Here is a 26,548-nt window from a genome sequence, read left to right as displayed (position 1 = left end):
TACGTGTCCGTGACGGACAACACGTACAAGTCTGAGGCCACCGAGCCGATTCCCCACCGCCCGGCCACCACTACGCCCCCCTTCCCGGCGGGAACGGACGCCGCCGGCGGGCCCGTCCTCCCGTCCCCCGCCCTTCCCCCGCCCCTCCTGTGGAACCGGGACTTCCGTCTCTTCTTCGTCGCCCGGGCCGTCGCCGTCTTCGGCGAGGGCATGGTCCCGGTCGCCTTCGCCGCCGGACTCCTCGGCGCCGGCCACCCCGGCTCCTCCGTCGGTTACGCCCTCGGCCTGTGGACGGCCGCCTTCGCCGTCCTCGTCCTCTTCGGCGGCGTCCTCGCCGACCGGTTCACCGCCCGGCGCATGATGATCCTCGCCGACGTGCTGCGCCTGCCCGGAGCCGCCGTCCTCGCCGTCACCTTCGCCCTCGGCAGCCCGCCCCTCTGGGCCGTCTACGTCCTCTCCGCGCTCAGCGGAGTCGGCGCCGCCCTCTTCCAGCCCGGTGTCGCCTCCACCATCCCCCGCATCGCCCCCGACGTGCAGCGCGCCAACGCCGTCCTGCGGGTCGTCGAGGCGCTGACCACCATGGCGGGCCCGGCCGCCGCCGGACTCCTCGTCGCCCTGTGGAGCGCGGGCGCCGCCTTCGCCGTCTACGGGGTGACCTTCGCCGTCAGCGCCCTCTGCCTCGCCCTCATGCGGATACCGGCCCTCCCCTCCGACTCCGCCGCACGCGGCTCCCTGGGCGCCGAACTCGTCGGCGGGTGGCGGGAGTTCCGCTCCCGGAGCTGGTTGTGGGGCGTCATCTCCATCTGGACCGTGTACGGGCTGACCGTGGCCGGGCCCATGGTGCCGCTGACCGCCCACCTGGTCACCGAGGACCACGGCTCCGCCGCGTACGGCGCGCTGATGGCCGTGAACGGCGCGGGCAGCGCCGCCGGCGGCCTGCTCGCGCTGCGGCTGCGCCCCCGCCGCCCCCTCGCCTCCGGCGCCGTGGCCCTCGCCGGCCTCCCCGTGAACCTGGTCCTGCTCGGCGCGGGTGCTCCCGTCGTCCTCCTCGGCGCCGGCCAGTTCATCGCCGGTGCCGCCTTCGCGTACTGGCTGGTGATGTGGTCCACCGCCGTCCAGACGCACGTCCCGCAGGAGGCCCTCAACCGCATGCACGCCTACGACGTGGCCGGTTCGCTCCTCATGATGGGGGTGGGCCGGACCCTCTCGGGCCCGGTCGCGGCGGCGGTCGGCACGGAACGGGTGCTGCTCGCCGGGGCGGGCGTCGCGGTCCTCGTGGTCGCCGCGCTCCTGCTCGTACGGCCGATCAGGACACTGCCGCGCGTGTAGGGGGCGGGGGCGCGGTCACCGCGCGGGAGACCGCCGGACACGGGTCCTCAGCGGCGACCGGGGACGGCGGAAGGGGGATTCCCCTGCTTCGGCACGGCGCCGCTCCGCACGGGAGACGCCTCCAGCGGGGCTCCCGTCCGCCGGACCGCCCGTCGGCACCGGTCCGCCAGCGCGGTGTAGAAGCGGTCCGGCAGGAAGACGGCATCGGCGATGATCATGGCGCCGGAGAAGAGGGGCAGTCCCATGAGGACGGCGATGCCCACGTGCATCCCGAGCAGCATGACCAGCACCGGGTACTTGAGCCTGCCGAACAGCACGAAGGGGAAGGCGACCTGGAGGAGCACGGTCACGTAACCGGCCACCGCCGTCGCCACCGTCTGCCCGTCCATCCAGTGCGACAGCGCGGGCCACGGCTGGAAGAGTTCCAGGTTCAGCACGTAGTGCAGTGCGGTGCCGGCCCCCCACGTGCCGCCCTGCACCTTGTACAGACCGGCGGCGCCGTAGAGGAAGCAGACCTGGAGCGCGATCACGAGAAGCCCGCAGTTGTGGACGGTCGTGACCAGCGTGTCCCGCACCGAGCGGTGCGGCGGCGCGGGCTCGGGCCGCCGCCTTCCCGGCGCGCTCCGGGCGGACCTGCGGCGGAGCCGCCGGGCGTCCAGGGACCAACGGCGTCCGGACGCGGTGAGCACGAGATAGAGCGCCATGAGGAGAACGAGGTTGTCGCCGCCGTCCGTCATGAAGATCGCACGCGCGTGGAACGAGGCGACCACCACGGCGAACAGCACGGACGTCGCGCGGGTCCGCCAGCCCAGCGCGAACAGCGCGCAGACGGCGAGCGCCGCCGCGTAACAGCATTCGAAATAGAGGCGGCTGTCCGACAGCGTGAGCACGCTCGCCCAGCCCGTCTGATCGAACAGCTGCCGCGCCAGCGCCGGCGTCCACGGTGAACCGGGCCCCCAGATCTGGTCGCGGTGCGGGAATTCGCGCAGGAGGAAGACCAGGTAGAGCAGACCGTAGCCCATGCGCAGGACCGAGACCGCGTAGAGCGACAGGGGGCGTTCGGTCAACAGCGTCCAGGCCGTGCGCCCGGCACCGGACAGCCGGGTGAGGACCCGTCCGGTCGTGAGGGCGAACGGGGACCGCCGGCCCGGATCGTCCGGGGCCGCCGGGCGCGGGGTCGGGTCACTTTCCGTCGGACGCATCGGAGCCCACCTTCCACCAGGGGAGAAGCCGAGTCTGGGCAGGGGCGGGACGGCGGTCGCCACCCGCGGCGCCGGGAGCGGTCACGGGCACGGTGACGACCCGGAGCTGGATGTTCTCGAACGGCTTGCCGTTCAGGTCCGCCATCCGCGCGGCCGCGATGTTGCGCAGGTACCGCTGCATCATCACGGCCCTTTCCGAGCGCGGAACGTCGTCGCCACCGAGGACTTCCACGTAGGACGTCCAGGACCTGCGCAGCATGTTCTGTGAGACATGGCTCGGGAAGGCGCTGTGCTCGATGGCGGACACGTCCACCGAGGTCAGGTCGGTCCAGGGGCCGACCTCGACGGAGCCGTCCCGGGCCGTGTGCGCGGTCCGCGCGGAGATCGTGCGGTTCACCGAGTCCGGGTCCGGGGCGAACAGCCGCCAGTTCTGCTCGAAGAGCGGATACACCCAGGCGTTCACCTGACGCGCGTAGCGCTGGGAAACGACGTTGGCGGGTGCCACGTGCAGGAAGACCAGGACGGCGTGCACCAGGACCGTGAGCACGCAGAGTGCCACGGCGGTGTTCAGCAACCGTCTGCCCCACCGCCCGCCTCGGGGTGGTCGGGGTGGTCCGAGCGGTTCGGACGGCCCGGCTCCCTCCCCGTGCCGGGTGTCCACGACCCGTACCCGGCCGGTGGACCGCTCGTGCTCACGCGCGTACTCAACTGCCTCTTCGTCCAGCACCGCTCTGCCCTGTTCTTCCTGTCCTGTGGCCCCTGGCAGCGCGCGGCGGGCACGCTGGGGTGCTCCGCCGCGCGCTGCCCGTCGACGGCACGGGTGCCGCGCCGGGGATCAGCTTCCGTGGCCGCTGTGCTCCTGGGGCTTGTCGCCGTAGCCACCGTGGCCCGGCTTGTCCCCGTGGCCCGGCTTGCCGCCGTGGTCCCCGTGGCCCGGCTTGCCGCCGTGGTCCCCGTGGCCCGGCTTGCCGCCGTGGCCGCCGCCGGTCATCCCGCCCTTGCTGCCGCCGGTGGTGTGGCCGCCGTGGCCGCCGCCGGTCACCCCGCCCTTGCCCCCGCCGGTGGTGTTGCCACCGACGGTGCCGCCGGTGGTGCCGCCGGTGGTGCCGCCGGTCACGACTCCGCCGAGCACGCCGCCGAGTACCGCGCCGGTGCCGCCGGTGGTGCCGCCGGTCACGACCCCGCCGAGCACGCCACCCAGCACGGCGCCCGTGGTACCCGTGGTGGTGCCCGTCGTGGTACCGCCCGTGGTGGTGCCGGTCGTGGTGCCGGAGGTGGTTCCGGTCGTGGTGCCTGAGGTGGTCCCGCCGCTGCACGTGGCCCGCGTGATGCGGTTGGTGTCCAGGGTGACCGAGCCGTTACGTGCCAGTGCCCGGCCGTCGATGCTCGCGCGGGTGGTGGCGGTGATCGAGGTCAGAGCCAGGATGTTCCCCACGAACGTCGTGTCGGTGCCGAGCGTGGCCGAACTGCCGATCTGCCAGAACACGTTGCACGCCTGGCCACCGTTGATGAGAGCAACGCGGCTGTTGGACGCCGTGGTCAGTTCGGAACCGACCTGGAAAACCCAGACCGCGTTGGGGTCGCCCTGGGCGTCGAGCGTGAGAGTGCCGGTCAGGCCCAGGGAGGAGGAAGCGGTGTAGACACCCGGTACCAGCGTCAGCCCTCCGGCGTCCGGCGGAAGTGCCCCGTTGCTGGCCTGGCCGGCGGCGTCTCCGAACGCTGCCGTGAGATCCGTCTGGGCCTGCTGCGCGACGGCGTCGGCGGAGTGGAACGTGCCGTTCACGATTCCCGGCGGGAATCCGCTGATGGCCGTTCCCGGACTGACGCCGACATCCCCGGTGATCACGGAGGGGCCGGTGTTGGTGACCGACTGGCCGGCCAGGACGGCGAAACTGTCCGCGGTCCCCAGCGGCACGGGTGTGGCGATGGCGAACGCCTGGGACGGAGTGACGGCCACCACCGCGGCGGCGACCGTGGTGGCGAGAGCCGACACGAGCCAGGAGGACACGGGGCGCCGACGTGCGTGTTTGAGCTTCATCAAGAACCGGTTTTCTGTGCGAAACCTCGACCCCGGGACCCGTGACGGATTCCCGGAAGCCCTCGTCGTGGGTCGCACGTTACGAACAGAAAGGACAAAAGGTGCAGCGATTCGGGCCGCGAGTCGGGGTGTTTCAGAAAAAGCAATTCATGACGATAGGAATGGGTGCTCTCATTTTATTGGTCCGCGAAATGCATGATAGCGTCCAGGGAAAGGTTTCCTCGCAATACGGAAACGATTCTTCGGACGAGAATTCTCTGCTACACGTAATCGAATTCCCGAGTATGCGTCAGGTGTTCCCTTGCGGCGACGGACCCCGTTCCCCGGCGTCGCCGTCGGCGAGCCGCCCCGGGCCCGCCACTGAACGGGGGACGGGCGCCCGCGGCGCCGGCGCGGCGGCCCGTGGACGGTGCGCGAACCAGGTGTCCCGATCCGTTCGAAAGCTGTCATTCGGGCCAATGGCGGGCCGGCGGGGCGGGACGGGAAGCTCGGTGGCATGGCCCAGACAACCGAGACTCCCGCCCGCACGCCCGGCACCCCGCCCCCCGGCCTCCGTACCCCCCGCGTCCACCGCGCCTGGTTCGTCGCGGCGGTCACCTTCGTCACGATCATCGGCGCGGCGGCCTTCGCGTCCCTGCCGGGCCTGCTGATCGAACCGCTCCACCAGGAATTCCACTGGTCACGCGGCACGATCAGCTTCGCCGTCTCGGTGAACCTCGCCCTCTACGGACTGACCGCCCCCTTCGCCGCCGCCCTCATGGACCGCTTCGGCATCCGCCGGGTCGTCGCCGTCGCCCTCACGGTCATCGCGGTCGGCTCCCTCCTCACCGTGTGGATGACCGCCGCCTGGCAGCTCGTCCTCTACTGGGGCGTCCTCGTCGGCCTCGGCAGCGGCTCGATGGCCCTCGCCTTCGCCGCCACCGTGACCAACCGCTGGTTCGTCGCCCGCCGGGGCCTCGTCACCGGCATCCTCACCGCCGCCGGCGCCTCCGGCCAGCTCGTCTTCCTGCCCCTGCTCTCCTGGCTGGTCGAGGACCACGGCTGGCGCCCCGCGTCCGTCACCGTCGCCCTCTCCGCGCTCGCCGTCGTCCCCTTCGTCTGGCTGCTGCTGCGCGACCACCCGGCGGACGTCCGCCTCACCCCGTACGGCGGGGAGTACGTGCCCAAGCCCGCCCCCGCCCACGGCGCCGCCCGCCGCGCCGTCACCGTCCTCCTCAAGGCCGCCCGCACCGGCCCGTTCTGGCTGCTCGCCGGGTCCTTCGCGATCTGCGGTGCCACCACCAACGGCCTCGTCCGCACCCACTTCGCGCCCGCCGCCCACGACCACGGCATGCCGCTCACGGCCGCGGCCGGACTGCTCGCCGTGATCGGCGTCTTCGACGTCGTCGGCACGATCGCCTCCGGCTGGTTCACCGACCGCTTCTCCACCCGGCGGCTCCTCGCCGTCTACTACGCGCTGCGCGGCGTCTCGCTCCTCTTCCTGCCGATGCTCCTCGCGCCCGCCGTCCACCCTCCGATGATCTTCTTCATCGTCTTCTACGGTCTCGACTGGGTGGCCACGGTCCCGCCGACCATCGCCCTCTGCCGCGAGCAGTACGGGGACGACTCGGCGATCGTCTTCGGCTGGGTCCTCGCCTCGCACCAGGTCGGCGCGGCCGTCGTCGCCTTCGCGGGCGGCGTCGCCCGCGACGTCTTCGGCACCTACGACCCCGTCTGGTACGCCTCGGGCGCCCTGTGCGCCGCCGCCGCCCTGATGGCCCTCGTCATCCGCCGCCCCCACACGGACACCCCGGCCCTGGCGGGCGCCTGAGAAACCCGGAGAAGCGCGGCGGGCGTCCGGCTCACGGCGCCAGGACGCAGAACGCGTGGCCCTCCGGGTCGGTCAGACACGTCCACGGCACGTCCCCCTGGCCGATGTCGAGATCCCGGGCGCCCAGGGCCCGCAGCCGGTCCGCCTCCGCCGCCTTGTCGTCCCCGGGACCCGGCAGCAGGTCGAGGTGGACCCGGTCCGCCGCCGTCCTCCCGCCGGGGGTGCGGAGGAACTCCAGGTACGGCCCCGCGCCGGCGGCGGACCGGAACACGGCGCGGTCGTCCGTCACCTCGCACGGCCGCCAGTCCACCGCCGCACCCCAGAACCGGGCCATCTCCCGCGGATCGGCGCAGTCGACCACCACGGCCGCGATCGGCCCGGTGTCCCGGTAGACCTCCCGGGGCTCGAGCACGCAGAACTCGTTCCCCTCCGGGTCGGCGAGCACCACCCACGGCACGTCCCCCTGCCCCACGTCGGCCGGCACCGCCCCGAGCGACCGGAGCCGCGCGACCAGCTCGGCCTGATGGGCGAGGGAGGTGGTGGCGAGATCGAGGTGCGTCCCGTTCTTCACCGCCGTCCTCGCCCCCGGCACGGGCACGACGTCCACCCCGAGGAAGACCGGATCGGGCCACACCGGCCCGCCGCCGGGCCCCACGTACACACTCCCCCCGGCGGGATACGCCACCCACCCGAGCGCCTCGGCCCAGAACCGCCCGACCACTCCGGTGTCGAGGGCCTTGATGTTGACGTGCACGGGGTGCAGGGGCATGGGGGCGATCCTAGGCACGTCCGCGTACGCCCGGCACCATCCGACCGCGGACGCCTGGGGTTGTTCGCCGGCCGTGATCGTGGCGCGTTGACGATCGCTCGCGAGAGTGACCGGGGAACCGGGCCGCTGCCGATGAGCGTGCGGTGGTAAGGCCGAACCCGACGTGGAGGATAAAAAGGATGCATCGTGGTGAATTCGGTGCGCTGGCGCTCAGCACCTGGATGGTGGCGTTCGCGCTGCTCGTGACGACCGTGTCAGCCCAACGCCGCCTTCAACGCACGTGGCTGGAACGCCTACTGTGGCCTTGGGCGAAACGGCGGGCATGGAAAAGCCGAGCCGCTCTCGAAGCAAGGATCGAAGCGGTACATCGGGAGAAGCCACCCCAACCGGTCATGGATTATCTGCAGCGCGAAGATGTCCTGTTTCGAGCCTCTTCGTGGGCGGTGAAGACAAAGACGTGCACCACGCTCCTGCTTTCCTTCAATGCCGGTGGAGCCCTCGCGGCAGTCGGTGTGGATGGGGAGTGGTGGCATAAGTTGTTCGCCTGCTTCATGTTTGTCTTGCCAGCTGCTCTGACCATGGGGTTCAGCGCAGCAGCTCTACGGGCAGGCATGCAGCGGTGGACAACAGAGTGCGTCACCACTACGGTGCGGCGGGCTTACGAAGCCCTACTTGTTCCGTTCGAAGCGGCAGGACCGGAACCCCGGGCGGACCGTCCATACCAAGCGCCCCACATCCCGTCAGTGGAAGCCTTGAGCGGCTTCGCCCGTGCCTTGGAGGAGTATGCGGTGAGCCGCGCCCTCCCAGATCGGCGCAACCCCATGCCGCTCGTCGTCCGGCACTGTTCTGCCGCTGCGTCCCACGTCCGCGTTCTCCGCGACGGCCTGGAGTTGGAGGGTGAGAGCAGTCGCGAGCAGGTGCTTCGCGAGGTCGAGCGGATGCTCGAAGCGCTGGCCCATTCGCGTCTCAACGACCTCGCCCCCGCAGGCGAGGAGGAGACTTTGCTCGATGTTCATCGCGACCGGACCACACGCCGGCGTCAAACGGCCGTCCTGGCCATTTTCACTCTGGCCCTGGGGCTTATTTCCTGCGCTCTGCTCCTCTCGTCCCCCGCTCTCGGCATTGCCGTGACCACGGTGGTGGCGACCTTCATCGTGGCCTCGTGGGGCAGGAACCTCGGCTTCGGGCCGCTGCCATAGGGGGACAGCCGCTCGTCCGGACGGCATCGAACGACGCTACGACGGACGCGGCGATCGCAGGGAGGTGACTCGACCTCCCTGCGTTCTCACATGGCGCACGGTCGTGTCGGCGGGTATCCGCACCGCGTCCCCAGCCCCCACGCGGACCCAGGCCGCTCAGCGGGCCGGCCGGGTCCGGGCGATGCGGCGGGCTATCTTCTCGGCGTCGCGGGAGAGTTCGCGGAGCATGCCGCTGATCGGGTTGGTGAAGCCGGTGAAGTACAGGCCGGGGGCCTCGCGGGGGCAGCGGGCGCCGCGTACCAGGGGGCGGCCGTGGTCGTCGAGGACGCCCAGGTGCCCCACGAGCGGCTCCAGGGCGCGGCGGTAGCCGGTCGCGGCGATGACGGCGTCCGGGGTGATCCGGGTGCCGTCGGCGAGGAGGACCGCCGGTCCGTCCAGGGCCTCGACGGCGGCGACGACCTCCACCCGGCCGGAGCGGACGGCGTCGATCAGGCCCACGTCCTGCACGGGCACCGCGCCCTCGCGGGCGCGGGCCAGCAGGCCCGTGTCGGGCCGGGGGAGGCCGTGGGGGCCGAGGTCGGGCATGAAGATCCGGCCGAGCAGCGCGGCCCCCGGGTCGACCAGGGCGGCGGGCAGCCGGCGGGCCAGGATGCCGGAACGCTGGGCGGGCCAGCCCAGGATCGAACGGCGGACGATGTGCGGGACCGTCCGCACCGCGAGCCGTACCCTCGCCGCGCCGCCGTCCGCGAGGTCCGCCGCGATCTCGGCGCCGGTGTTTCCTGCGCCGACGACCAGGACGTCCTTCCCCGCGTACGGCCCGGGATTGCGGTAGGCGCGCGCGTGGATCAGTTCGCCCGCGTACGTGTCGCGGCCCGGCCAGTCCGGCAGGCGCGGGGTGTGGTTGTAACCGGTGGCGACGACGACGGCCCGGCCGGTCAGCCGGCGGCCCCCGGTGGCGTGCAGGACCCACCCGTCGTCCGCGCGCTCGACGCGGAAGACCTCGACGCCCGTCACGACCTCCAGTTCGTGCTTCTCGGCGTACGTCTCCAGGTAGCGGACCACGTCGGCGCGGGCGACCCAGCGGCCGAAGGAACGGGGCATCCGCAGGCCCGGCAGCGAGGAGAGCCGGCGGGTGGTGTGCAGCCGCAGCCGGTCGTAGTGGCCGCGCCAGGAGGCGCCGAGGCCGTCGGACTTCTCCAGGACGACGGCGCGGACGCCCCGGGCGCGCAGGGTGGCGGCGACCGCGAGCCCGCCGGGGCCGCCGCCGATGACGTACACCGGGTGGACGACCTGCGGAGAAGGTGCTTGGGGGGTGGTGACCATGAACGCTGAGCGTAATGACGTGTACACGCTGTAGGTCTCGGTCGCGAGGGATTTCGGTTGCGAATCGGTCACGCGGGGCCGGGGTGCCGGAAGGCGGCCCCCGGACCGGGCCGGTCGGGGGCGCCTTCCGGCGAGGGGACGGGGGTGGGGGACCGTCCCCGTCTTCGGGGCCCGTCAGCGGGCCGCGATGTTCCGCCAGAGCTGGCTGCCGCCGGCGCCGCAGGGGTACGTCATGGCGAAGCTTCCCCCGGTCAGGCAGTAGCCGTCGCTCGCGTTGCGCAACGTCCGGCCGGCGGACGAGGAGCTCAGCACCTTCCAGGACTGGACGGCGGACCCGTTGCACGCCGAGGTGGTCACCGAGGTGTTCCCGGCCGGCTGGAGGCAGCGGCCGGTGGTGGCGTTGACCAGCCGGAAGCTGCCGTCGGACGCGGGCCGGTAGGTCCAGGCGAACCAGTAGGTCGCGTTGGTGCCCCGGGAACCGCAGGCCACCGTGGTGACGAGGTGGCTGAAGCCCGCGTCGTACTCGGCCAGGCAGTCGCCGCTGGTGCCGCTCTCCAGGGAGTACGTCCCCGAAGGCGCCGACCCGGTGGACGGCGCGGGCGGCGGGGGAGCGGGCCGGGTCGTCTGCGGTGGGCGGGTGGCGGGCCGGGTGGTGGTGCCACCCGAGGAACCGGACGACCCTGAGGACCCCGACGACCCCGACGACCCCGAGGACCCGGAACCGCCGCCGGACCCCGGGCCCGGACCCGGGCCGGTGCCGGGCGCGGTGCCGGTCCCCGTGGTCGCGCCTCCGGTGGTCGCACCGCCGGTGGCCGGTCCTCCGGTGCCGCCCCCCGCGCCGCCGCCCGCACCCCCGTGGGCGGGCGGAGGCGGGGGAACGGCCGTACCGGTACCCGGTGGCTTCGACGCCGGGGTGGGGGAGGAGGAGATCGTGGCGGAGGAGGACGGGGAGGACGGGGTGACCGGCGCGGGGCCGCCGGGAGCCGGGGCGGTGACCACGGCCGAGGAGGAGGCGGAAGGCCGGGGACCGGCGCTGCTGCGGCCGATCTCGTACGGACCGAGGGCCACGGTCAGGGTGGTCCCGGTCGCCACGACGACGGGCACGGCGAGCATCACGAACCGGTTCCGGCGCTCCTTCCGCCGCTCCGGACCGGACGGACCGGTCACGGGCTCCTGACGGCTGCGGGGAGTGAGGGAGGCGGTCGCGATGTCCTCGGACGGCTCGGCGGCCTCCAGTTCGGCCAGGTGCGCGGCGGTGGGCGCCCCGGCGGCGAAGGCGGTGCGTTCCGCTATTCGCTCCGCCACGGCCGGCGGCCAGGCGGCACCGGCGGCGCCCTCCTCGGCCCGCCCGACGAGCTCGGCGGCGGTCGGCCGGTCCGCCGGATCCTTGGCGAGACAGGACCGTACGACCTCCAGGAGCGCGGGGGCGGTCTCGGCGAGCTTCCCCACCTCTGGTTCACCGTGCACGATCCGGTACAGCAGGCCGGGACCGGAACCGTCACCGAACGGGGGCCGCCCGACGGCCGCGTACAGGACGAGGCTGCCGAGCGCGAAGACATCGGCGGCGCCGGTGAGACGGGGGTCGGCGACGGCCTGTTCGGGGGCCATGTAGGCGGGAGTCCCGATGGCCATGCCGGTCCGGGTGAGCCGGGACTGGTCGGCGGCCCGGGCCACGCCGAAGTCGATGAGCGAGAGCCCACCGCCGGTCAGCATCACGTTGGACGGCTTGAGGTCCCGGTGCACCATCTCGGCCGCGTGCACGGACCGCAACCCGGCGGCGGCCTCGCGCAGGAGGAGCCACAGGGCCTCGGGCGGCAGCGGGCCGCCGTGGAGGCGCACGGCCTCGTTGAGGGTGATTCCCGGGATGTACTCGGTCGCGAACCACGGCGGCTTGGCGGTGCGGTCGCTCGCGAGGAGCTTGGCACTCGCCCCGGCGGGCAGCCGGGCGAGATTGTCCAGCTCGTGCCCGAAGTGGCTGAGGAACTCGGTGTCCTCGGCGAGGACGGGCAGGACGCGCTTCACCGCCGCGAACTTCCCGGGTACGGCCCCGAGATAGACCCGGCCCATACCGCCGGACCCGAGCACGCCGAGCAGTCTGAACGCGCCGATGCGCCGGGGATCCCCGGGTTCCAGCGGCAGAGCACCGCTGCCGTTCAAACTAGAGCTGTTTTCCAATTCCCCCTGCATGGCGGACAGCGTAGCCGAGCCCAACGGGCCTGGGGGAGCCGGGAATTGTGCGGTCCGGGGTGGGAGTGCTGGGGGCGGCCGCACCAGAAGCCCGTGAAGCCGTTCCGCCCCGGGGCCTACGCCCGCCCGGCCAGCGCCAGGATGTGCGGGGCCGCCTCCGCCAGGGACGGGAAGTGGCGGTGGGCCTCCGGGTGCGGGGCCGGGGTGTTGACCGTCCACACCCTCATCCCGGCATCGAGCCCCGAGCGCACCCCCGAGGGCGCGTCCTCGATCACCAGACACTCCGCCGGATCCGCGCCGAGCTTGGCGGCGGCGGTCAGGTACGGGACCGGTGACGGCTTGCCCTCCACCACCGAGGCCGCGTCGATGATCAGCCCCGGCAGCGGAAGCCCCGTCCGCTCGAACCGCCCGCGCACCCGGTGCTCGTAGTTCGACGTCACCAGCGCCCAGCGGTCCGCCGGCAGCGCCCCCAGCAGGTCGGCGGCGCCGTCGAACGCCCCGTACGACCCCGTCCGCACGTCCTCGTCCTCCAGGGCGTGCAGCAGGGCCAGGCACTCCGCCGGGTCCCGCCCCGGCGCCATGGCCGCGAAGGTCTCCACCGGCCGCGTCCGCAGCGCGACGGCGTACACCTCGTCCCCGTCGAGCCCGTACCGTGCGGCCCACGCGTGCCAGACGCGCCGCTGGTTGGCGACGGCGTCCATGAGGGTGCCGTCCACGTCGAAGAGGACGAAGTTCGCCGAGGTCATCCCCGGGACGCTCCGCCCACGAACGCGGCCCAGGACGCGGGCGAAACGGCGAACTGCGGGCCCTCGGGGTTCTTCGAGTCCCGCACGTGCACGAGCGCGGGGTGCACGGCGACCTCGACGCACTCGCCGCCCTCACCGCCGCTGTAGCTCGACTTGCGCCAGTCGTAGGCGACCTCGATGCAGTTGCCGCCCGAGGCATCGCTGTAGCTGCTCTTGAACCAGGCCAGATCCTTGGTGCTCATAGCTCTCCCAGCATTTTCTCGATCAACTCCAGGGACTCGTGGGGCGTGAGTGCCTGTGCGCGGATGATCCCATAGCGCTCGGTGTACATGCGCACCTCTTCCGGGTCGGTGATCAGCCGTGCGTGGCGGTAGCTCTCGATGTAGGCGACCTCACGTTGCCCTTTCGGAGTGAGAAGGGTGAAGGCGCCCTCCAGCGCCGGGTGTTCTTCGAGATCAGCAGGTAAGACCTGGAGGTGTACGTTCCGCAGCCTCCCGACCTCCAGGAGGCGCTGCAGCTGCTCCCGGAATGCTCCCCGACCACCCAGGGGGCGTCGCAGCACACTCTCCTCGATCACGAAGCTCATCGTCGGCGCGGGCCACTTCTCGAAGATCACCTGGCGGGCCAGCCGGTCTGCCAACCGCTTCTCGATGGTCGCCTCGTCGTACAGTGGACGCCGGTTGCGGAAAACGGCCTCGGCGTACGCGGGCGTCTGGAGGATGCCCGGCACCGCCTGTGGAGCGTAGTAGTGGAGTGCGACCGCCTCCGCCTCCTCCTTCGCGAAGTCCCGGAACCAGTCCGGGTGCCTCACCCGCGCCCGCGCCAGTGCCGCGCGTACGTCGTCCACCGCCGCCACCAGCACCCCGTCCGCCTCCAGCGCGGGGTCCGCGCGGATGAGGAAGTCAGGTTGGGGCGTCCGTACGCCCCGTTCGACGGAGGACACCAGGTCCTCGCTGCAGTGCGTGATCGCGGCCAGTTCCGCCTGGCTCAGGCCCGCGTTCTTGCGGAGCACCTTGATGATCTTGCCCAGCGCGTTGAACAGGTGCGCCGTACCGTCCACTTCGGAGGGCCGTTCCGGCCGCTCCTCCTCGTTGCCCGACATCCGTACCGCCTTCTTGGCGTACCCGTACAGTTACCCAGCGTCGTCGCGTCGCTGCTGGTCAGCGTACGGCGGGGGCGCCACGCTCGGGGTCATGAAGTCGGAAACCACCACTCCAACCAGTGAGTTCACCCCGGTGTTCGCGCTCCGTCTGTCGGCCACGCGCCGGGGTGCGCGGCTGGCCCGTCTGCTCGCCGTGCAGCAGCTCCACGACTGGGGCGTGACCGGCCCGGCCGCCGAGGCGGTCGAGCTGGTCGTCGCCGAGCTGGCCGCGAACGCCGCCCTCCACGGGCGGGTGCGCGGCCGGGATTTCGAGGTGCGGATGGAGTGGGAGGAGGACCAGGTCCGGGTGGAGCTGTCGGATGCCCGGGGCGAGTGCCTGCCGTCACCGCGCACGGACCCGGAGCCCGGCGAGGGCGGCTACGGGCTGCTGCTCGTGACCGCCCTCGCGAGCGCGTGGGGCGTGAAGGACCGGTGTATCGGCAAGACGGTCTGGGCGACCGTGCCGCTGACCGGCCGGAACCGGGCCGTGCGGCCGTCGCCCGAGGGCGGGTAGACCCGCCGGGCGGGAGCGTCAGACGACCGGGTTGAACGGGGTCGTCGTCGCCGGGTGGATGGAGCTGGTCACGCGCGGGCCGAAGGGGGCCGTGGCGTTGCCGGTGCCGGGGTAGACGTACGAGCCGCCGGGGCCGTACGCGTAGAGGTCGTTGCGGCCGTCGCGGTTGGCGTCGCCCAGGCCGACGAGGTGGGTGAACGCGCCCCAGCCGGCGCCGAGGCGGACGCGGGGCGCGAAGCCGCCGCTGCCGTTGCCCGGGTAGAACCAGAGGACGCCGGAGGTGTCGCGGGCGAGGAGGTCGCCGGAGACGGTGCCGCCGAGGTCACCGGTGGCGGTGAGCTGGTTGTAGATGCCGAAGCCGGTGCCGATGCGGACGCGCGGGGCGAAGGGGGCGGACCAGCTTCCGGTGCCCTTGTAGAGCCACAGGCCGCCGGTGGTGTCGGTGGCGAGCATGTCGGCCTTGCCGTCGGAGTTCAGGTCGCTGCCGCCGGTGAGCTTGTCGTACGCGTTCCAGCCGGCGCCGAGGCGGACGCGGGAGGCGAAGGTGCCGTCGCCCTTGCCCAGGTAGAGCCAGAGGACGCCGGAGGCGTCACGGGCGACGAGGTCGGCGGCGGAGGCGCCGGCGATGTTGCCGACGTTCTCGATGCGGTTGTAGATGCCCCAGCCGGTGCCGGCGAGCTTGCGGCCGGTCGACCAGTAGGTGTTGCTCCAGTCGGTGCGGACCTCGTCCTTCCACAGGCGGCCGGAGGCGTCGAGGGCCAGCAGGTCGGGGGTGCCGTTGTCGTCGTAGTCGTGGAGGGCGGCCTTGCGGACGACCTTGAAGGTTCCGGTCTTCCGCAGGTCCGGGCCGATGCCGTTGAGGGGCTTGGCGACGACCTCCCAGACGTAGTCGCCGTTGGGGGCGATGTCGGCGCCGAGGGTGCCCTGCCAGTCCAGCCGGAAGTGGTCCATGCGCTCGCCGGAGGTCTGCGTGGTCCTGCCGGTGCGGACGTGGCGCAGGGTGATGGTCGTGGCCGCGTTGGACCGGGTGAGGGTCCAGCTCAGCGGGACGGTGCCGCTCTTGTCGAGGTCGACGACGGGCGGGACGGTGTGGGCGGCGAGCCCGACGGCGGTCGGCACGCCGAGGCCGGTGATCAGGGTGGCGGTGGGCCGGCCGTCCTCGCCGGTGGCGATCCGGTAGAAGCCCTCGCCCCGGTCGGTGGCGCCGCCCCGGACCACGAGGGAGCCGTCGGGGTGGAGGGCGGTGCTGTCGACGTGGTCCAGGAGCCTGACCGTCTCGCCGGACGTGACGTGGCGGGCGGTGAGCGCGTGGAGCGGCGAGGGGGTGAGGGCGGTGCCGCCGCCGGTCTGGGAGGTGAGGGTCCAGCCGCCGGCGAGGTGGGTGCTCTGGGTGTCGTTGCCCTGGCCCAGCGGGGTGGTGACGACGGGCTGCTCCGGCCCGCGCGGGGAGGTGGCGAGCTGGAGGGTGCCGTCGGCGGACCGCTCGGTCCACGCCCAGTGGCCGGAGGTGAGGGAGGCGGACGGGACGGTCTGTCCGGGCGTCGCCGTACGCCGCTCGACGAACTTGCCGGTGGTGAGGTTCAGGGCGGCCAGGTGGTACTGGGAGTCGATCCGGTACGTGACGAGCGCCAGGTCCGGGACGGAGGTGCCGGTCACCCGGGTCACGCGCGCGTTGCCGGGGATCTCGGTCACCCGCACGGAAGTGGAGGACGAGGCGTTCGGGTGCTGCATGAGCACGACGACGTCCAGGACGTCCTGGTCGTTGACATAGCCCATGACGAGCTTGCGGCCGACGATGCCGTAGGGGCGGTGGCGCGGGTCGCCGTAGGAGAGGCCCGTCGTGACGCCCCCGGTGTCCCCGGCCATGTTCTGGAACCAGTAGGTGGACTGGGTCTCGTTGCGGCGGACGACGAGATCGGCCGTCTCGCTGCCGAAGTACTCGACGCCGCGTGCGGGCAGGAGCTGCGTCGCGCCGTCGGCGTACGAGGTCCAGCGGTGCTCGGTGCCGTTCACGGTGAGGGTGCGGGTGAGGAAGCCGCTGGGGCCCGCGCTGACGAGGTACGCGGAGGCCGGGACGGCGGCGAGCGGCGCGTCGGCGGTGGCGGCGGGTGTGGCGGCGAGGGCGGCCGGGGCCTGCGGGGCGGCCACCGCGCCGGGGCTCCCGGCCAGGGCGCCCGTCGTGACGGCCAGGACGGCGGTGACGGCGGCGGTGAGCCGACGGGCGGAAGAAAGGTGCTGCACGGTGTGAATCCCCCCATAGGAAACAGGCGTGGCTGTGGCCACACCTGTTCGACTCCCGGCGGGGGCGGGGGGTTGTACCGGAACCGGCTCCGGTGGCGGAACTGCCGTGGCGGGCCGCGCGATTCAGGCCGTGCCGCCCCGCTCCACCACGCCCCGCACGTACCCCGCCTGCCCCGCGTGCTGAAGGTCCTCCGCGATCACCGAGACCAGGCGCACGCCGAGGGTGACCGGCGGGTCCCAGGCGGTGTCGACGACGCGGTCCAGGTCGGCGTTCGTCACCGGGCGCAGCAGTTCCTCCGTACGGGCGTGCACGGCGTCGTGGTAGCCGAGCAGCAGACCGGCGGGGGCGCGCACCTTCGTGACCTGGGCGCTGGTGTGGCCGTACCCGGTCTCCCCCTCCGGGAAGGGCAGCCCGAACCGGTCGCGCCAGCCGTCCGTGTCCCACAGCTGCCCGGTGCCGAAGGCCCCCGCGAGGTGGTCGTCCTGGATGCGGGTGAGGTGCCAGACGAGCCAGGCGATCGAGTTCGCCCCGGGGTCGATCCGTACGGCGAGTTCCTCGTCCGTGAGACCTTCCACGGCCTCGTGGACGGCCTCCCGGACCCGTCCGAACGAGTCCAGCAGCAGACCGGCGGTGTTCATGGGAGCTCCTCTCGGCGATCCGCCCGGGCGGCCCGGGGGTTCCACCGTCGCACCCGTGGCGGGCGGCGGCAGGTCGGACCCGCGGGCCTCTCGCCCGAACCGGTGCCCGGGCCATGTGTCCGGAGTACGTCATCCGGCCGTCACGTATGTGGGGCACGCGGTCTACTGCGCGTCGCGCTCTTCCGGCACCCTGTGGTCGTCCGGTCTCGTTCCCCGCGCGTCGACACCCTGCACCGTCTCCCCCGGAGGACGCATGCGTTCCCTGCGTACGGTACGGATCTCCCTCTTCGGCAGTCTGCTCGCGCTGGTCGCGGGCCTCCTCACCGCCCTCACCCTGAGCAGTCCCGCGCACGCGGCGCCCCTCTTCAAGGCGCCGTTCCCCTGCGGCCAGAAGTGGACCTACAGCCATCACTCGGCGGAGGTCCGACAGGCCCTCGACTTCGTCCGCTCCGACGGCGGTACGACGGCCGGCACGCCGGTCCTCGCCTCGGCCTCCGGCACCGCCTACCGGTACTCGCAGCCCTCCGGCGCCGGGAACTACATCGTGGTCGACCACGGCGGCGGCTGGAAGACGTACTACTTCCACCTCAACGCCTACTCGGTCGCGCACGGCGCCGCCGTCTCCCAGGGCCAGCAGATCGGCACCACCGGCTCCACGGGCAACAGCTCCGGCGCCCACATCCACTACGAGCAGCTCTACAACGGGGTCGGCCAGACCATCGTGATCAACGGCGTCTCCCTCGCGCCCTATCCCGGCTCGTACGGCTCGAAGCACCTGACCAGTGACAACGGCTGCTCCGGCGGGGGCGGCAAGTTCTGGGTGGACACCTTCGCCAATGCCACCGGGTACGCGCAGGCGAACACGAACGACGCGCAGGGCGTGCTGTACGCGGGGACGAACTACGTCTACTGCAAGGTGTGGGGCCAGGAGATCCGGGACGCCTCCGGCAACTACAACCACTGGTGGCTGAAGACCGACCTGGACACCGTGTACGCGGGGAAGAACGGCTACGGGGCGTACGTCTCGGCGTACTACCTGTCCCGCTGGGGCAACGACGAGGCCCGCGACAACAACGGGACCGTGATCCCGAACTGCTGACCGGCCGGGGCGGTGTGCCGGGGGGCGGCCCTCCGGCGCACCGCCGGCCCGGAAAAGGGCAGGAGCCCCGCTCGTGCCGCGAGACACGGAGCGGGGCTCCTTGGGTACTGCTCTAGTCGTGCGCTGTCGCCGACCCGGGCACCTTAGGCCGGGGTGACGTTCTCCGCCTGCGGGCCCTTCGGGCCCTGCGTGACGTCGAAGGTCACGAGCTGGTTCTCCTCGAGCGAACGGAAGCCGTTCGCGTTGATCGCGGAGTAGTGGACGAAGACATCCGGGCCGCCGCCGTCCTGGGCGATGAAGCCGAAGCCCTTTTCAGCGTTGAACCACTTGACGGTTCCGGTAGCCATAAGCCCTCCTTGGGCCAAAGGGTTGCCCTGCTCCAGAACCTGCAAACAAGTCTGAAAACTACAAAAGCCTGCGGGTTACATGCTCCGCAGGCTCTGTACTGCAAGGGAAACCAAACTGCAACTTGCGTCGAGCCTAGCACGCGACCCGCTTGCGGCGGTAGAGGTAAAGATCACGTCACTCGCATGTTTGAACCGCTCTCCGATGCTGACGTGTGCCGGGCCCCGCCGGCCGGTGCCGCCCCGAAGGTGTCCACCGTGCGAGACGGGTCTAGCCTCGCGATGTGGACAATGCAACCGACGACCACCAGCGCAGCCGGCCCCGCGTCGGACACATCCAGTTCCTGAACTGCCTTCCCCTCTACTGGGGGCTCGCCAGAACCGGAACGCTCCTCGACCTCGAGCTCACCAAGGACACCCCGGAGAAGCTCAGCGAGCGGCTCGTCGCGGGCGACCTCGACATCGGTCCGATCACCCTCGTCGAGTACCTCCGCAACGCCGGCGACCTGGTCGCGCTGCCGGACATCGCCGTCGGCTGCGACGGGCCCGTCATGTCCTGCGTGATCGTCTCCCAGCGCCCCCTGGACGAGCTGGACGGCGCCCGCGTGGCCCTCGGTTCCACCTCCCGCACCTCCGTGCGCCTGGCGCAACTGCTGCTCGCCGAGCGGTACGGGGTCCGGCCCGACTACTACACCTGCCCGCCGGACCTCGGCCTGATGATGCAGGAGGCCGAGGCCGCCGTCCTCATCGGCGACGCGGCGCTGCGGGCCTCCCTCCACGAGGCGCCCCGGCTCGGCCTCCAGGTGCACGACCTGGGCCTGATGTGGAAGGAGTGGACGGGGCTGCCCTTCGTCTTCGCCGTCTGGGCGGCGCGCAAGGACTACCTGGCGCGCGAGCCGGAGACCGTCCACGAGGTGCACCAGGCCTTCCTGGCCTCCCGGGACCTCTCCCTCGAAGAGGTCACCAAGGTGGCCGAACAGGCCGCGCGCTGGGAGGCGTTCGACGCGGGGCTCCTGGAGCGCTACTTCCGCACGCTCGACTTCCGCTTCGGCGCCGAGCAGCTCGCGGGCGTACGGGAGTTCGCCCGCCGGACGGGTCCCACGACCGGATTCCCGGCCGACGTGACGATCGACCTGCTGGCCCCGGCGGGCCGCCGGGCGGTCTGAACCCGTCCGGAAATACGCCGGGACGAAATGCGGCGCATTTCCCCGGCGCGCGGAGAACCGGCGCCGCCGGAGGGGGAGCGGAATCGATTCTTCCACCCGATTCCCGGGGGACGGCCGGGAGAATCCCCCAGGTCTTCCCCCGATGGTCCCGGAGGGCCTCCCCGGATGTTCCCCCGATGTCACCGGCCGCCCTCCGGGAAGTCCCACCCGGGGCGGCCCGGGGAAGATCCGGGAACGGGCCGGGGACGATCCGGGAATCACCCCACCGAGGGTTCCGCCGCCCCGCCCCGTCAATTGTCCGTTCACCGGCAATTCGTCTGCGCGTGCGCCGGCACCCGGCACCGGGCGCCCCGCGTGCTCCGCCCCGCCCCCGCCACCCGCCCGTGGGCGTGCGGACCGCTGGCGTAGGCTGGCCGGGTCCGTCGATACGCCTCCGAAAGGGACACATCCGGTGACCGAGAAGGCCGAACTCACGTCTCTTGATGTCGCAGCCGTTCTCGACCGCGCCGCCGCCGGTGGCCGGATCACCCCCGAGGAGGCGCTCGCCCTGTACCGCTCGGCGCCGCTGCACGCCCTCGGTGCCGCCGCCGACGCCGCGCGCCGACGCCGCTACGCGGGGACCGAGCACATCGCGACGTACATCATCGAGCGGAACATCAACTACACCAACGTCTGCGTGACGGCCTGCAAGTTCTGCGCCTTCTACGCCCCGCCGAAGGACACGGCCAAGGGCTGGACCCGCGACCTCGACGACATCCTGCGCCGCTGCGCGGAGACCGTCGAGCTCGGCGGCACGCAGATCATGTTCCAGGGCGGCCACCACCCGGACTACGGCGTCGAGTACTACGAGAAGCACTTCGCGGCCATCAAGAAGGACTTCCCGCAGCTGGTCATCCACTCCCTCGGCGCCTCCGAGGTCGAGCACATGGCCCGCATCTCCGGCGTCTCCGTCGAGGAGGCCATCACCCGCATCCACGCCGCCGGCCTGGACTCCTTCGCCGGTGCCGGCGCCGAGCTGCTGCCCGAGCGCCCGCGCAAGGCCATCGCCCCGCTCAAGGAGAGCGGCGAGCGCTGGCTGGAGATCATGGAGATCGCCCACAAGCTGGGCGTCGAGTCCACCTCCACCATGCTCATGGGCACCGGCGAGACCAACGCCGAGCGGATCGAGCACCTGCGGATGATCCGCGACGTACAGGACCGGACGGGCGGCTTCCGCGCCTTCATCCCGTACACGTACCAGCCCGAGAACAACCACCTGAAGGGCCGCACGCAGGCCACCCTCTTCGAGTACCTGCGGATGATCGCGATCGCCCGTCTCTTCCTCGACAACGTGGCCCACATCCAGGGCTCCTGGCTGACCACCGGCAAGGAGGTCGGCCAGCTGTCCCTGCACTACGGCGCCGACGACCTCGGCTCGATCATGCTGGAGGAGAACGTGGTCTCCTCCGCCGGTGCCAAGCACCGCTCCAACCGCCTGGAGATCATCGACCTCATCCGCAAGGCCGGCCGCGTCCCGGCGCAGCGCGCCACCACGTACGAGCACCTCGTCGTCCACGACGACCCGGCGAACGACCCGGTCGACGACCGCGTCGTCTCCCACATCTCCTCCACCGCGATCGAGGGCGGCACGGCCCACCCCGAGCTGAAGCTGCTCGACGCCCGCTGATCCGCCGGTGCTGACCATCCACGTCGCCGAGGCGACGCCCGGGGCCGCCGTCCTGGTCGACGGCGCCCGCGTCGCCGCCGTCGGCCCGTACGAGGAACTGGCCGCGGCCCGCCCCCAGGCGCGCACGCGCCGGTGGCCGGGCATTCTCACCCCCGGCCTGCTCAATCCGTACGGGCCCGAGCTGCTGGAGCAGACCTACCACCCGGACCCCCGGGAGGCCGCGACCCTCGGCACCGAGCCGCTCACCGGAGAGCGCGCGCGGGCCGTCTTCCGCGCCGACCCCGCACGGCGGGGCGCCTCGGCGCGGCGCGGGGTGCAGCGGCTCCTCGCGCACGGGACGGTCGCCGTGGCCGGCGAGCTGCGCGACCGGGCCGTGCTCGACGCGGTGCGCCGGGCGGGGCTCGCCGTGGGCCGCCGCCCCGAGGTCCTGCCGGGCCCTCCGTCCCTCTCCCCGGTGCCGCTCGTCCTGCTGCCCCGGCTCGTGGCCGGTGGCGTCGCGCGGTTCGCCGTCTTCGACGTGCCCGACACCCAGGAGCTCGTACGCCGGGGCGCCGCCACCTGCGTGGCCACGGTCATCGACGGCCGCCTGGTCTTCCGCCGCCGGTAGGGACGTGGCGGGGGCGGTCCCGGGGGTGGGGGAGGGCGGCTGCCACAATGGGAGGCGTGACCCGCGCATCCCTGGACAAGCAGCCGCACGAAGTCGCCTCGATGTTCGACGACGTGGCGGCGAACTACGACCTCACCAACGACGTGCTCTCGCTCGGCCAGGACCGCCGCTGGCGCAAGGAGGTCGCGAAGGCGGTCGACGCCCGCCCGGCGCAGAAGGTCCTCGACCTGGCCGCCGGCACGGCCACCTCCTCCCAGCCCTTCGTGCGGGCGGGGGCGTACGTCGTGCCCTGCGACTTCTCCCTCGGCATGCTCCGGGTCGGCAAGGAGCGCCACCCGTGGATGCCGTTCACGGCGGGCGACGGCATGAAACTGCCGTTCCGCGACGACGTCTTCGACGCCGTGACCATCTCCTTCGGCCTGCGCAACATCCAGGACACCGAGCGGGCGCTGAGCGAGCTGTACCGGGTGACGAAGCCCGGCGGCCGGGTCGTCATCTGCGAGTTCTCCCACCCGACCTGGACGCCCTTCCGCACGGTGTACGAGGAGTACCTGATGCGCGCCCTGCCCCCGGTGGCCCGCGCGGTCTCCTCCAACCCCGACGCCTACGTGTACCTGGCCGAGTCCATCCAGTCCTGGCCGGACCAGCCGGCCCTCGCCGCCCTTCTGCAGAAGGCCGGCTGGTCGAAGGTGGCCTGGCGGAACCTCACCGGTGGCATCGTCGCCCTGCACCGGGGCTTCAAGCCCGCCTCGGCGTAGGACCTGGGCGGGCGCGGTGGCGCCCCCGCTTCGCGTACGGCCCTGAGTACCCGCGCCCATGCGGCGCGGGGCTCCGGCGGCCGAGGATCGGCCCATGAGACCGCTGCTCCCGTCCCCCCTGCCCCGCCGGGCCCTCCCAGGAACGCACCCGCCGCAGGCTCACGGCGGCCGGGTGGACGCGGGTCCAGGAGAGCAGCGGCGACCGGGGGTTCCGCTTCGAACACCCCGGGTCGGGCGAGAAGGTGGACGTCGGCTGGTGGGAGCCGACGGGGACGTACGCCGTGAGCGTGTACGCACCCTGCGGCCGGCTCCCCGAGGGTTTCGACCCGTACCACCGGGCGTCGGCGGAGTGGTTCCCCGGGGCGGCGGGACCGGTACCGACCGGCACCCTCCGGTGCCGCCGGGACGGGTCCCCATAGACTGCGAACATCCTCATCGCCGAACCCTGGGAGACTCCGCCGTGACCGAGAAGCCCCTCTCCGAGCACAGCGCAGACGTCATCGTCGTCGGGGCGGGCCCGGCCGGCTCCACCACCGCGTACTACCTCGCGAAGGCCGGGCTCGACGTCCTGCTCCTGGAGAAGACGGCCTTCCCCCGCGAGAAGGTGTGCGGCGACGGCCTCACCCCGCGTGCCACCAAGCAGCTCGTCGCCATGGGCATCGACATCTCCGAAGAGGCCGGCTGGCTGCGGAACAAGGGCCTGCGGATCATCGGCGGAGGCGTACGGCTCCAGCTCGACTGGCCGGACCTCGCCTCGTACCCGGACTACGGACTGGTCCGCAAGCGGGACGACTTCGACGAGATGCTGGCCCGTCAGGCGGAGAAGGCCGGGGCCCGGCTGTACGAGCGCTGCAACGTGCAGGCGCCGATCGTGGACGACCGCACGGGCCGGATCACCGGGGTCCGGGCCAAGGTCGGCGAGGAGAAGCGCGAGGTCACCTTCCACGCCCCGCTGGTCGTCGCCGCCGACGGCAACTCCACCCGGCTCTCCCTCGCCATGGGTCTGCACCGGCGCGAGGACCGGCCGATGGGCGTGGCCGTGCGGACGTACTTCACGACCCCCCGCCACCAGGACGACTACCTGGAGTCCTGGCTGGAGCTGTGGGACCGGCGCGGCCCGCAGGACCGGCTGCTGCCCGGCTACGGCTGGATCTTCGGCATGGGCGACGGCACCTCCAACGTGGGCCTCGGCATCCTGGACTCCTCCTCCGCCTTCCGCGAGCTGGACTGGCGCGAGGTCCTGAAGGCCTGGTGCGCCTCGATGCCGGAGGACTGGGGCTTCACCCCGGAGAACATGACGACGCCGATCCGCGGCGCGGCCCTGCCGATGGCCTTCAACCGGCAGCCGCACTACACCAAGGGCCTGCTGCTGGTGGGTGACGCGGGCGGTCTGGTCAACCCGTTCAACGGCGAGGGCATCGCCTACGCGATGGAATCCGGGCAGATCGCCGCCGACGTCATCGTCCAGGCGCACGCCCGCACCACCCCGGAGCAGCGCGAACTGGCGCTGCGGAACTACCCGCGCATCCTGAAGGACACCTACGGCGGCTACTACACGCTCGGCCGCGCGTTCGTGAAGCTCATCGGCAACCCGAAGGTCATGAAGATCGCCACGCAGCGCGGTCTGACCCACCCGGTCCTGATGAAGTTCACCCTGAAGATGCTGGCGAACCTCACCGACCCGACGGGCGGCGACGCCATGGACCGCATCATCAACGGCCTGTCGAAGGTGGCGCCGAAGGCGTGACCGGCCGGCTCCGGCACGGCGAAGGGCCGTCGCTCCCCCGAGGAGTGACGGCCCTTCGCCTGTGTCCGGAGACGGATCAGAGGATCCGCACGGCGCCCGACGGCGGGTCCCAGTCGAGCGAGCGCTCGACCACGCCGGTGGAGGAGTTCTGCGCGCCGACGTACATGCCGCCGCCGACGTAGACGGCGACGTGGTACGAGCCGCTGCGGCTGCCCCAGTAGAGGATGTCGCCCGGCTGCAGGTCGCTCAGGGAGACCGAGGTGCCCATGCTCGACTGCTGGTACGAGATGCGGGGCAGGTCGATGTTGGCCTGGCGGTAGGCGGCCTGGACGAGACCCGAGCAGTCCCACGAGTTGGGGCCGGTGCCGCCGGAGACGTAGGCGTCGCCGACCTGGGCGCGCGCGAAGGAGACGATCGCGGCGGCGGAGCCGGAGACGGGGGCCTGCGTGGTCTCCTCCTCCGAGGCGGAGGAGCCGCTGTCGGAGCCGGCGGACCGGGACGACGACTCCGAGGAGCCGCTGTCGTCCGAGGTGCTCGCGGAGGTGGTGGCGAGCTGGGCGCGGGCCTCGGCGCGGGCGGCACGCTCGGCGGCCTCGGCGCGCTCGCGCTCGGCCTTCGCCTCGGCCTCGGCGCGGGCCTTCTCGGCGCGCTCGGCGGCGGCCTTGCGGTCGGCCTCCGCCTTGGCCTTCTTGGCCTCCTGGGCGGCCTTCTGCAGGGCCGCGTTCTCCTGGGCCAGCAGGTGCTGGTCGAGGGCCTCCTGCTGGGACGCCTCGGCCGAGGCGGAGACGGCGCTCGCCAGGTCGGTGCCGAGGGAGCCCAGCGTGGGCATCTCGATGGTCTCGGTCACCGGCTCGGCATTCGCCGGTCCGGCAGCACCGGCCACCGCGATGGTGCTGAGGACGCCACCGGCAACTCCGGCGCGGAGCGCCAGCTTGGAGGCGCTGCGGCGGGGCTTCCGGTGGCTGGGTATGTGAGCGGTGTGGGACATGGGTACAACCGCTATCAGGGCGACACGGTTCCCTTCAAGAAACGTGGGTTGCGCCACAGTTGTGCGCGGAAGGGGCGAATCCGCCTGCCCCACGCCTTTATTGACGCCGTAACGGGCAAACCGGACAGGGGTGCTCACCGTCGTTGATCACGGGTTTTCAATGAAACGCCCGAATTGCCCCGCGCTTACCACCTCTTCACACCGATGGCCAAGCCCTTCGGTTTCCGGCCACCCTTGACCGTGACACAGGTCACACCCGGGCTCGTGAACGCGCGCACACGTCCACCTCCGTACGCGCGGACCCCCGACCGGGCGACCGCCGGCCCGCATATCACCTGTACGCGCCCATGGCCAATTTGCTTGTACAGTCCATCTCTTGATAGTGGGGCACCCCTTCTGAGCTGCTCTTTCCGGTCCGGATGTCACAACTGGTGATCACCTGGGCGCTTCGCGCGACAAGATCACCGCTCATCCGACTTCATGATCCTTCGTCAGGTGGTGGAGATCACAAATCCGTTGGCGCACCCCGTGTCGCAGATCACAGAGGGGCAGGCATAAGATGCGGGGCGTCGGGCTTGTGAACTGCCTCACATGGGGGCGATCTTCCGAGAGCCGACGGTGCGGTCCAACGGTCAAGGACGACTGGAAGGAGCGAGGAGCGTGAATGCGTACGCGCCCGTCCTCGTGCTCGGTGCCCTGGGTGCGGGGTTTGCGATCTTCTCCGTGGTCATGGCCACGCTGATCGGGCCAAAGCGGTACAACAGGGCAAAACTTGAGGCGTACGAGTGCGGCATCGAACCGACGCCCACTCCCGCCGGGGGCGGTCGCTTCCCGATCAAGTACTACCTGACGGCGATGCTCTTCATCGTCTTCGACATCGAGATCGTCTTCCTCTACCCCTGGGCCGTCAGCTTCGACGCCCTGGGGCTTTTCGGGCTCGTGGAGATGCTGCTCTTCGTGCTCACCGTCTTCGTCGCCTACGCCTACGTGTGGCGGCGCGGCGGCCTGGAATGGGACTGAGGGGCTGAGGGGCAC

The 26,548-nt window shown here is 72.0% G+C and carries 24 protein-coding genes; 11 read left to right on the top strand and 13 right to left on the bottom strand.

The genetic code is table 11. The features are described from left to right. Positions 1–3: 3 nt before the first annotated feature. Positions 4–1,329, top strand: coding sequence for an MFS transporter (locus ACFY60_RS11010; RefSeq protein WP_388610578.1), 1,326 nt, complete (start codon positions 4–6; stop codon positions 1,327–1,329). Positions 1,330–1,376: 47 nt separating this feature from the next. Here the strand turns inward: ACFY60_RS11010 and ACFY60_RS11005 are convergent, their stop codons facing one another. The 3 genes from ACFY60_RS11005 to ACFY60_RS10995 form a co-directional block, all read right to left on the bottom strand. Beyond that, entirely contained in the window at positions 1,377–2,351 is a 975-nt protein-coding gene (locus ACFY60_RS11005; protein ID WP_388611032.1) for an HTTM domain-containing protein, read from the bottom strand. A 160-nt stretch (positions 2,352–2,511) separates the two neighbouring features. Next, positions 2,512–3,105, bottom strand: a complete 594-nt coding sequence (locus ACFY60_RS11000; RefSeq protein WP_388610580.1) for a DUF5819 family protein — start codon at positions 3,103–3,105, stop codon at positions 2,512–2,514. 261 nt (positions 3,106–3,366) lie between these two features. Next, a complete protein-coding gene (locus ACFY60_RS10995) occupies positions 3,367–4,539 on the bottom strand; it encodes an ice-binding family protein (protein ID WP_389457967.1) in 1,173 nt (390 codons plus the stop codon). Positions 4,540–5,065: 526 nt separating this feature from the next. Here ACFY60_RS10995 and ACFY60_RS10990 point away from each other — a divergent pair. Beyond that, a complete protein-coding gene (locus tag ACFY60_RS10990; RefSeq protein ID WP_388610582.1) occupies positions 5,066–6,379 on the top strand; it encodes an MFS transporter in 1,314 nt (437 codons plus the stop codon). A 31-nt stretch (positions 6,380–6,410) separates the two neighbouring features. Here the strand turns inward: ACFY60_RS10990 and ACFY60_RS10985 are convergent, their stop codons facing one another. Next, entirely contained in the window at positions 6,411–7,148 is a 738-nt protein-coding gene (locus ACFY60_RS10985; protein ID WP_388610584.1) for a VOC family protein, read from the bottom strand. 179 nt (positions 7,149–7,327) lie between these two features. Between ACFY60_RS10985 and ACFY60_RS10980 the strand changes: the two genes are divergently transcribed. After that, on the top strand, positions 7,328–8,347 hold the full coding sequence (locus ACFY60_RS10980) for a hypothetical protein (protein ID WP_388610586.1): 1,020 nt from the start codon (positions 7,328–7,330) through the stop codon (positions 8,345–8,347). A 156-nt stretch (positions 8,348–8,503) separates the two neighbouring features. Here ACFY60_RS10980 and ACFY60_RS10975 read toward each other — a convergent pair whose 3' ends face one another. The 5 genes from ACFY60_RS10975 to ACFY60_RS10955 all read right to left on the bottom strand — a co-directional run bounded on the left by ACFY60_RS10975 (position 8,504) and on the right by ACFY60_RS10955 (position 13,705). Next, the gene (locus ACFY60_RS10975) at positions 8,504–9,670 is read right to left on the bottom strand and encodes a flavin-containing monooxygenase (protein ID WP_388610587.1); all 1,167 of its coding nucleotides are present in this window, start codon (positions 9,668–9,670) and stop codon (positions 8,504–8,506) included. Positions 9,671–9,844: 174 nt separating this feature from the next. Next, on the bottom strand, positions 9,845–11,857 hold the full coding sequence (locus ACFY60_RS10970) for a protein kinase (RefSeq protein ID WP_388610588.1): 2,013 nt from the start codon (positions 11,855–11,857) through the stop codon (positions 9,845–9,847). A 116-nt stretch (positions 11,858–11,973) separates the two neighbouring features. Next, a complete protein-coding gene (locus ACFY60_RS10965; RefSeq protein WP_388610590.1) occupies positions 11,974–12,603 on the bottom strand; it encodes an HAD family hydrolase in 630 nt (209 codons plus the stop codon). Next, the gene (locus ACFY60_RS10960; protein ID WP_388610592.1) at positions 12,600–12,845 is read right to left on the bottom strand and encodes a DUF397 domain-containing protein; all 246 of its coding nucleotides are present in this window, start codon (positions 12,843–12,845) and stop codon (positions 12,600–12,602) included. The genes ACFY60_RS10965 and ACFY60_RS10960 overlap by 4 nt, the downstream gene beginning before the upstream one ends. Next, on the bottom strand, positions 12,842–13,705 hold the full coding sequence (locus tag ACFY60_RS10955) for a helix-turn-helix domain-containing protein (protein ID WP_388610593.1): 864 nt from the start codon (positions 13,703–13,705) through the stop codon (positions 12,842–12,844). The genes ACFY60_RS10960 and ACFY60_RS10955 overlap by 4 nt, the downstream gene beginning before the upstream one ends. A 91-nt stretch (positions 13,706–13,796) precedes the next feature. Here ACFY60_RS10955 and ACFY60_RS10950 point away from each other — a divergent pair, with 91 nt between their 5' ends. Further along, positions 13,797–14,258 (top strand): ATP-binding protein, encoded by a 462-nt coding sequence (locus tag ACFY60_RS10950; protein WP_388610595.1) that lies wholly within the window; start codon positions 13,797–13,799, stop codon positions 14,256–14,258. A gap of 18 nt (positions 14,259–14,276) precedes the next feature. Here the strand turns inward: ACFY60_RS10950 and ACFY60_RS10945 are convergent, their stop codons facing one another. Both ACFY60_RS10945 and ACFY60_RS10940 read right to left on the bottom strand, forming a co-directional pair. Then, the gene (locus tag ACFY60_RS10945; RefSeq protein ID WP_388610597.1) at positions 14,277–16,499 is read right to left on the bottom strand and encodes an FG-GAP repeat domain-containing protein; all 2,223 of its coding nucleotides are present in this window, start codon (positions 16,497–16,499) and stop codon (positions 14,277–14,279) included. A gap of 123 nt (positions 16,500–16,622) precedes the next feature. Next, positions 16,623–17,138 carry a DinB family protein gene (locus tag ACFY60_RS10940; protein WP_388610599.1) on the bottom strand — a complete coding sequence of 172 codons (516 nt, stop codon included), beginning with the start codon at positions 17,136–17,138 and terminating at the stop codon, positions 16,623–16,625. Between the two features lie 253 nt (positions 17,139–17,391). On the opposite strand from ACFY60_RS10940, the gene ACFY60_RS10935 reads away from it, so the two are divergent. After that, the gene (locus ACFY60_RS10935) at positions 17,392–18,237 is read left to right on the top strand and encodes a M23 family metallopeptidase (protein WP_388610601.1); all 846 of its coding nucleotides are present in this window, start codon (positions 17,392–17,394) and stop codon (positions 18,235–18,237) included. A gap of 143 nt (positions 18,238–18,380) precedes the next feature. Here the strand turns inward: ACFY60_RS10935 and ACFY60_RS10930 are convergent, their stop codons facing one another. Continuing rightward, a complete protein-coding gene (locus ACFY60_RS10930) occupies positions 18,381–18,584 on the bottom strand; it encodes a cold-shock protein (protein ID WP_030208785.1) in 204 nt (67 codons plus the stop codon). A gap of 281 nt (positions 18,585–18,865) precedes the next feature. Between ACFY60_RS10930 and ACFY60_RS10925 the strand changes: the two genes are divergently transcribed. From ACFY60_RS10925 to ACFY60_RS10905, 5 genes are all read left to right on the top strand, one after another. Next, on the top strand, positions 18,866–19,747 hold the full coding sequence (locus ACFY60_RS10925; RefSeq protein ID WP_388610602.1) for a menaquinone biosynthetic enzyme MqnA/MqnD family protein: 882 nt from the start codon (positions 18,866–18,868) through the stop codon (positions 19,745–19,747). 451 nt (positions 19,748–20,198) lie between these two features. Further along, on the top strand, positions 20,199–21,413 hold the full coding sequence (gene mqnC, locus ACFY60_RS10920) for a cyclic dehypoxanthinyl futalosine synthase (RefSeq protein ID WP_388610603.1): 1,215 nt from the start codon (positions 20,199–20,201) through the stop codon (positions 21,411–21,413). Positions 21,414–21,420: 7 nt separating this feature from the next. After that, positions 21,421–22,020: a hypothetical protein gene (locus ACFY60_RS10915; protein ID WP_388610604.1), complete on the top strand. Its 600-nt coding sequence runs from the start codon at positions 21,421–21,423 to the stop codon at positions 22,018–22,020. Positions 22,021–22,076: 56 nt separating this feature from the next. Then, positions 22,077–22,778, top strand: coding sequence for a demethylmenaquinone methyltransferase (locus tag ACFY60_RS10910; RefSeq protein ID WP_388610606.1), 702 nt, complete (start codon positions 22,077–22,079; stop codon positions 22,776–22,778). Positions 22,779–23,238: 460 nt separating this feature from the next. Next, positions 23,239–24,525 (top strand): geranylgeranyl reductase family protein, encoded by a 1,287-nt coding sequence (locus ACFY60_RS10905; protein WP_388610607.1) that lies wholly within the window; start codon positions 23,239–23,241, stop codon positions 24,523–24,525. Between the two features lie 76 nt (positions 24,526–24,601). On the opposite strand, the gene ACFY60_RS10900 is transcribed toward ACFY60_RS10905, so the two are convergent. Next, positions 24,602–25,513: a C40 family peptidase gene (locus tag ACFY60_RS10900; protein WP_388610608.1), complete on the bottom strand. Its 912-nt coding sequence runs from the start codon at positions 25,511–25,513 to the stop codon at positions 24,602–24,604. A 660-nt stretch (positions 25,514–26,173) separates the two neighbouring features. Here ACFY60_RS10900 and ACFY60_RS10895 point away from each other — a divergent pair. Then, positions 26,174–26,533, top strand: coding sequence for an NADH-quinone oxidoreductase subunit A (locus ACFY60_RS10895; protein WP_345278632.1), 360 nt, complete (start codon positions 26,174–26,176; stop codon positions 26,531–26,533). Positions 26,534–26,548: the final 15 nt, after the last annotated feature.

The organism is Streptomyces sp. NPDC012827 (genome assembly GCF_042900905.1).
GTDB lineage: Bacteria > Actinomycetota > Actinomycetes > Streptomycetales > Streptomycetaceae > Streptomyces > Streptomyces gulbargensis.
Note: the sequence above shows the minus strand (reverse complement) of the source record. Positions and strands in the feature narration are given on the sequence as shown.

What these genes read in the sequence shown, in the direction of transcription:
- ACFY60_RS11005 (WP_388611032.1), bottom strand. Translation starts at nt 2,351, where the DNA reads ATGGGCTACGGTCTGCTCTACCTGGTCTTCCTCCTGCGCGAATTCCCG.
- ACFY60_RS10990 (WP_388610582.1), top strand. Translation starts at nt 5,066, where the DNA reads ATGGCCCAGACAACCGAGACTCCCGCCCGCACGCCCGGCACCCCGCCC.
- ACFY60_RS10985 (WP_388610584.1), bottom strand. Translation starts at nt 7,148, where the DNA reads ATGCCCCTGCACCCCGTGCACGTCAACATCAAGGCCCTCGACACCGGA.
- ACFY60_RS10980 (WP_388610586.1), top strand. Translation starts at nt 7,328, where the DNA reads ATGCATCGTGGTGAATTCGGTGCGCTGGCGCTCAGCACCTGGATGGTG.
- ACFY60_RS10975 (WP_388610587.1), bottom strand. Translation starts at nt 9,670, where the DNA reads ATGGTCACCACCCCCCAAGCACCTTCTCCGCAGGTCGTCCACCCGGTG.
- ACFY60_RS10970 (WP_388610588.1), bottom strand. Translation starts at nt 11,857, where the DNA reads ATGCAGGGGGAATTGGAAAACAGCTCTAGTTTGAACGGCAGCGGTGCT.
- ACFY60_RS10965 (WP_388610590.1), bottom strand. Translation starts at nt 12,603, where the DNA reads ATGACCTCGGCGAACTTCGTCCTCTTCGACGTGGACGGCACCCTCATG.
- ACFY60_RS10960 (WP_388610592.1), bottom strand. Translation starts at nt 12,845, where the DNA reads ATGAGCACCAAGGATCTGGCCTGGTTCAAGAGCAGCTACAGCGATGCC.
- ACFY60_RS10955 (WP_388610593.1), bottom strand. Translation starts at nt 13,705, where the DNA reads ATGTCGGGCAACGAGGAGGAGCGGCCGGAACGGCCCTCCGAAGTGGAC.
- ACFY60_RS10950 (WP_388610595.1), top strand. Translation starts at nt 13,797, where the DNA reads ATGAAGTCGGAAACCACCACTCCAACCAGTGAGTTCACCCCGGTGTTC.
- ACFY60_RS10940 (WP_388610599.1), bottom strand. Translation starts at nt 17,138, where the DNA reads ATGAACACCGCCGGTCTGCTGCTGGACTCGTTCGGACGGGTCCGGGAG.
- ACFY60_RS10935 (WP_388610601.1), top strand. Translation starts at nt 17,392, where the DNA reads ATGCGTTCCCTGCGTACGGTACGGATCTCCCTCTTCGGCAGTCTGCTC.
- ACFY60_RS10930 (WP_030208785.1), bottom strand. Translation starts at nt 18,584, where the DNA reads ATGGCTACCGGAACCGTCAAGTGGTTCAACGCTGAAAAGGGCTTCGGC.
- ACFY60_RS10900 (WP_388610608.1), bottom strand. Translation starts at nt 25,513, where the DNA reads ATGTCCCACACCGCTCACATACCCAGCCACCGGAAGCCCCGCCGCAGC.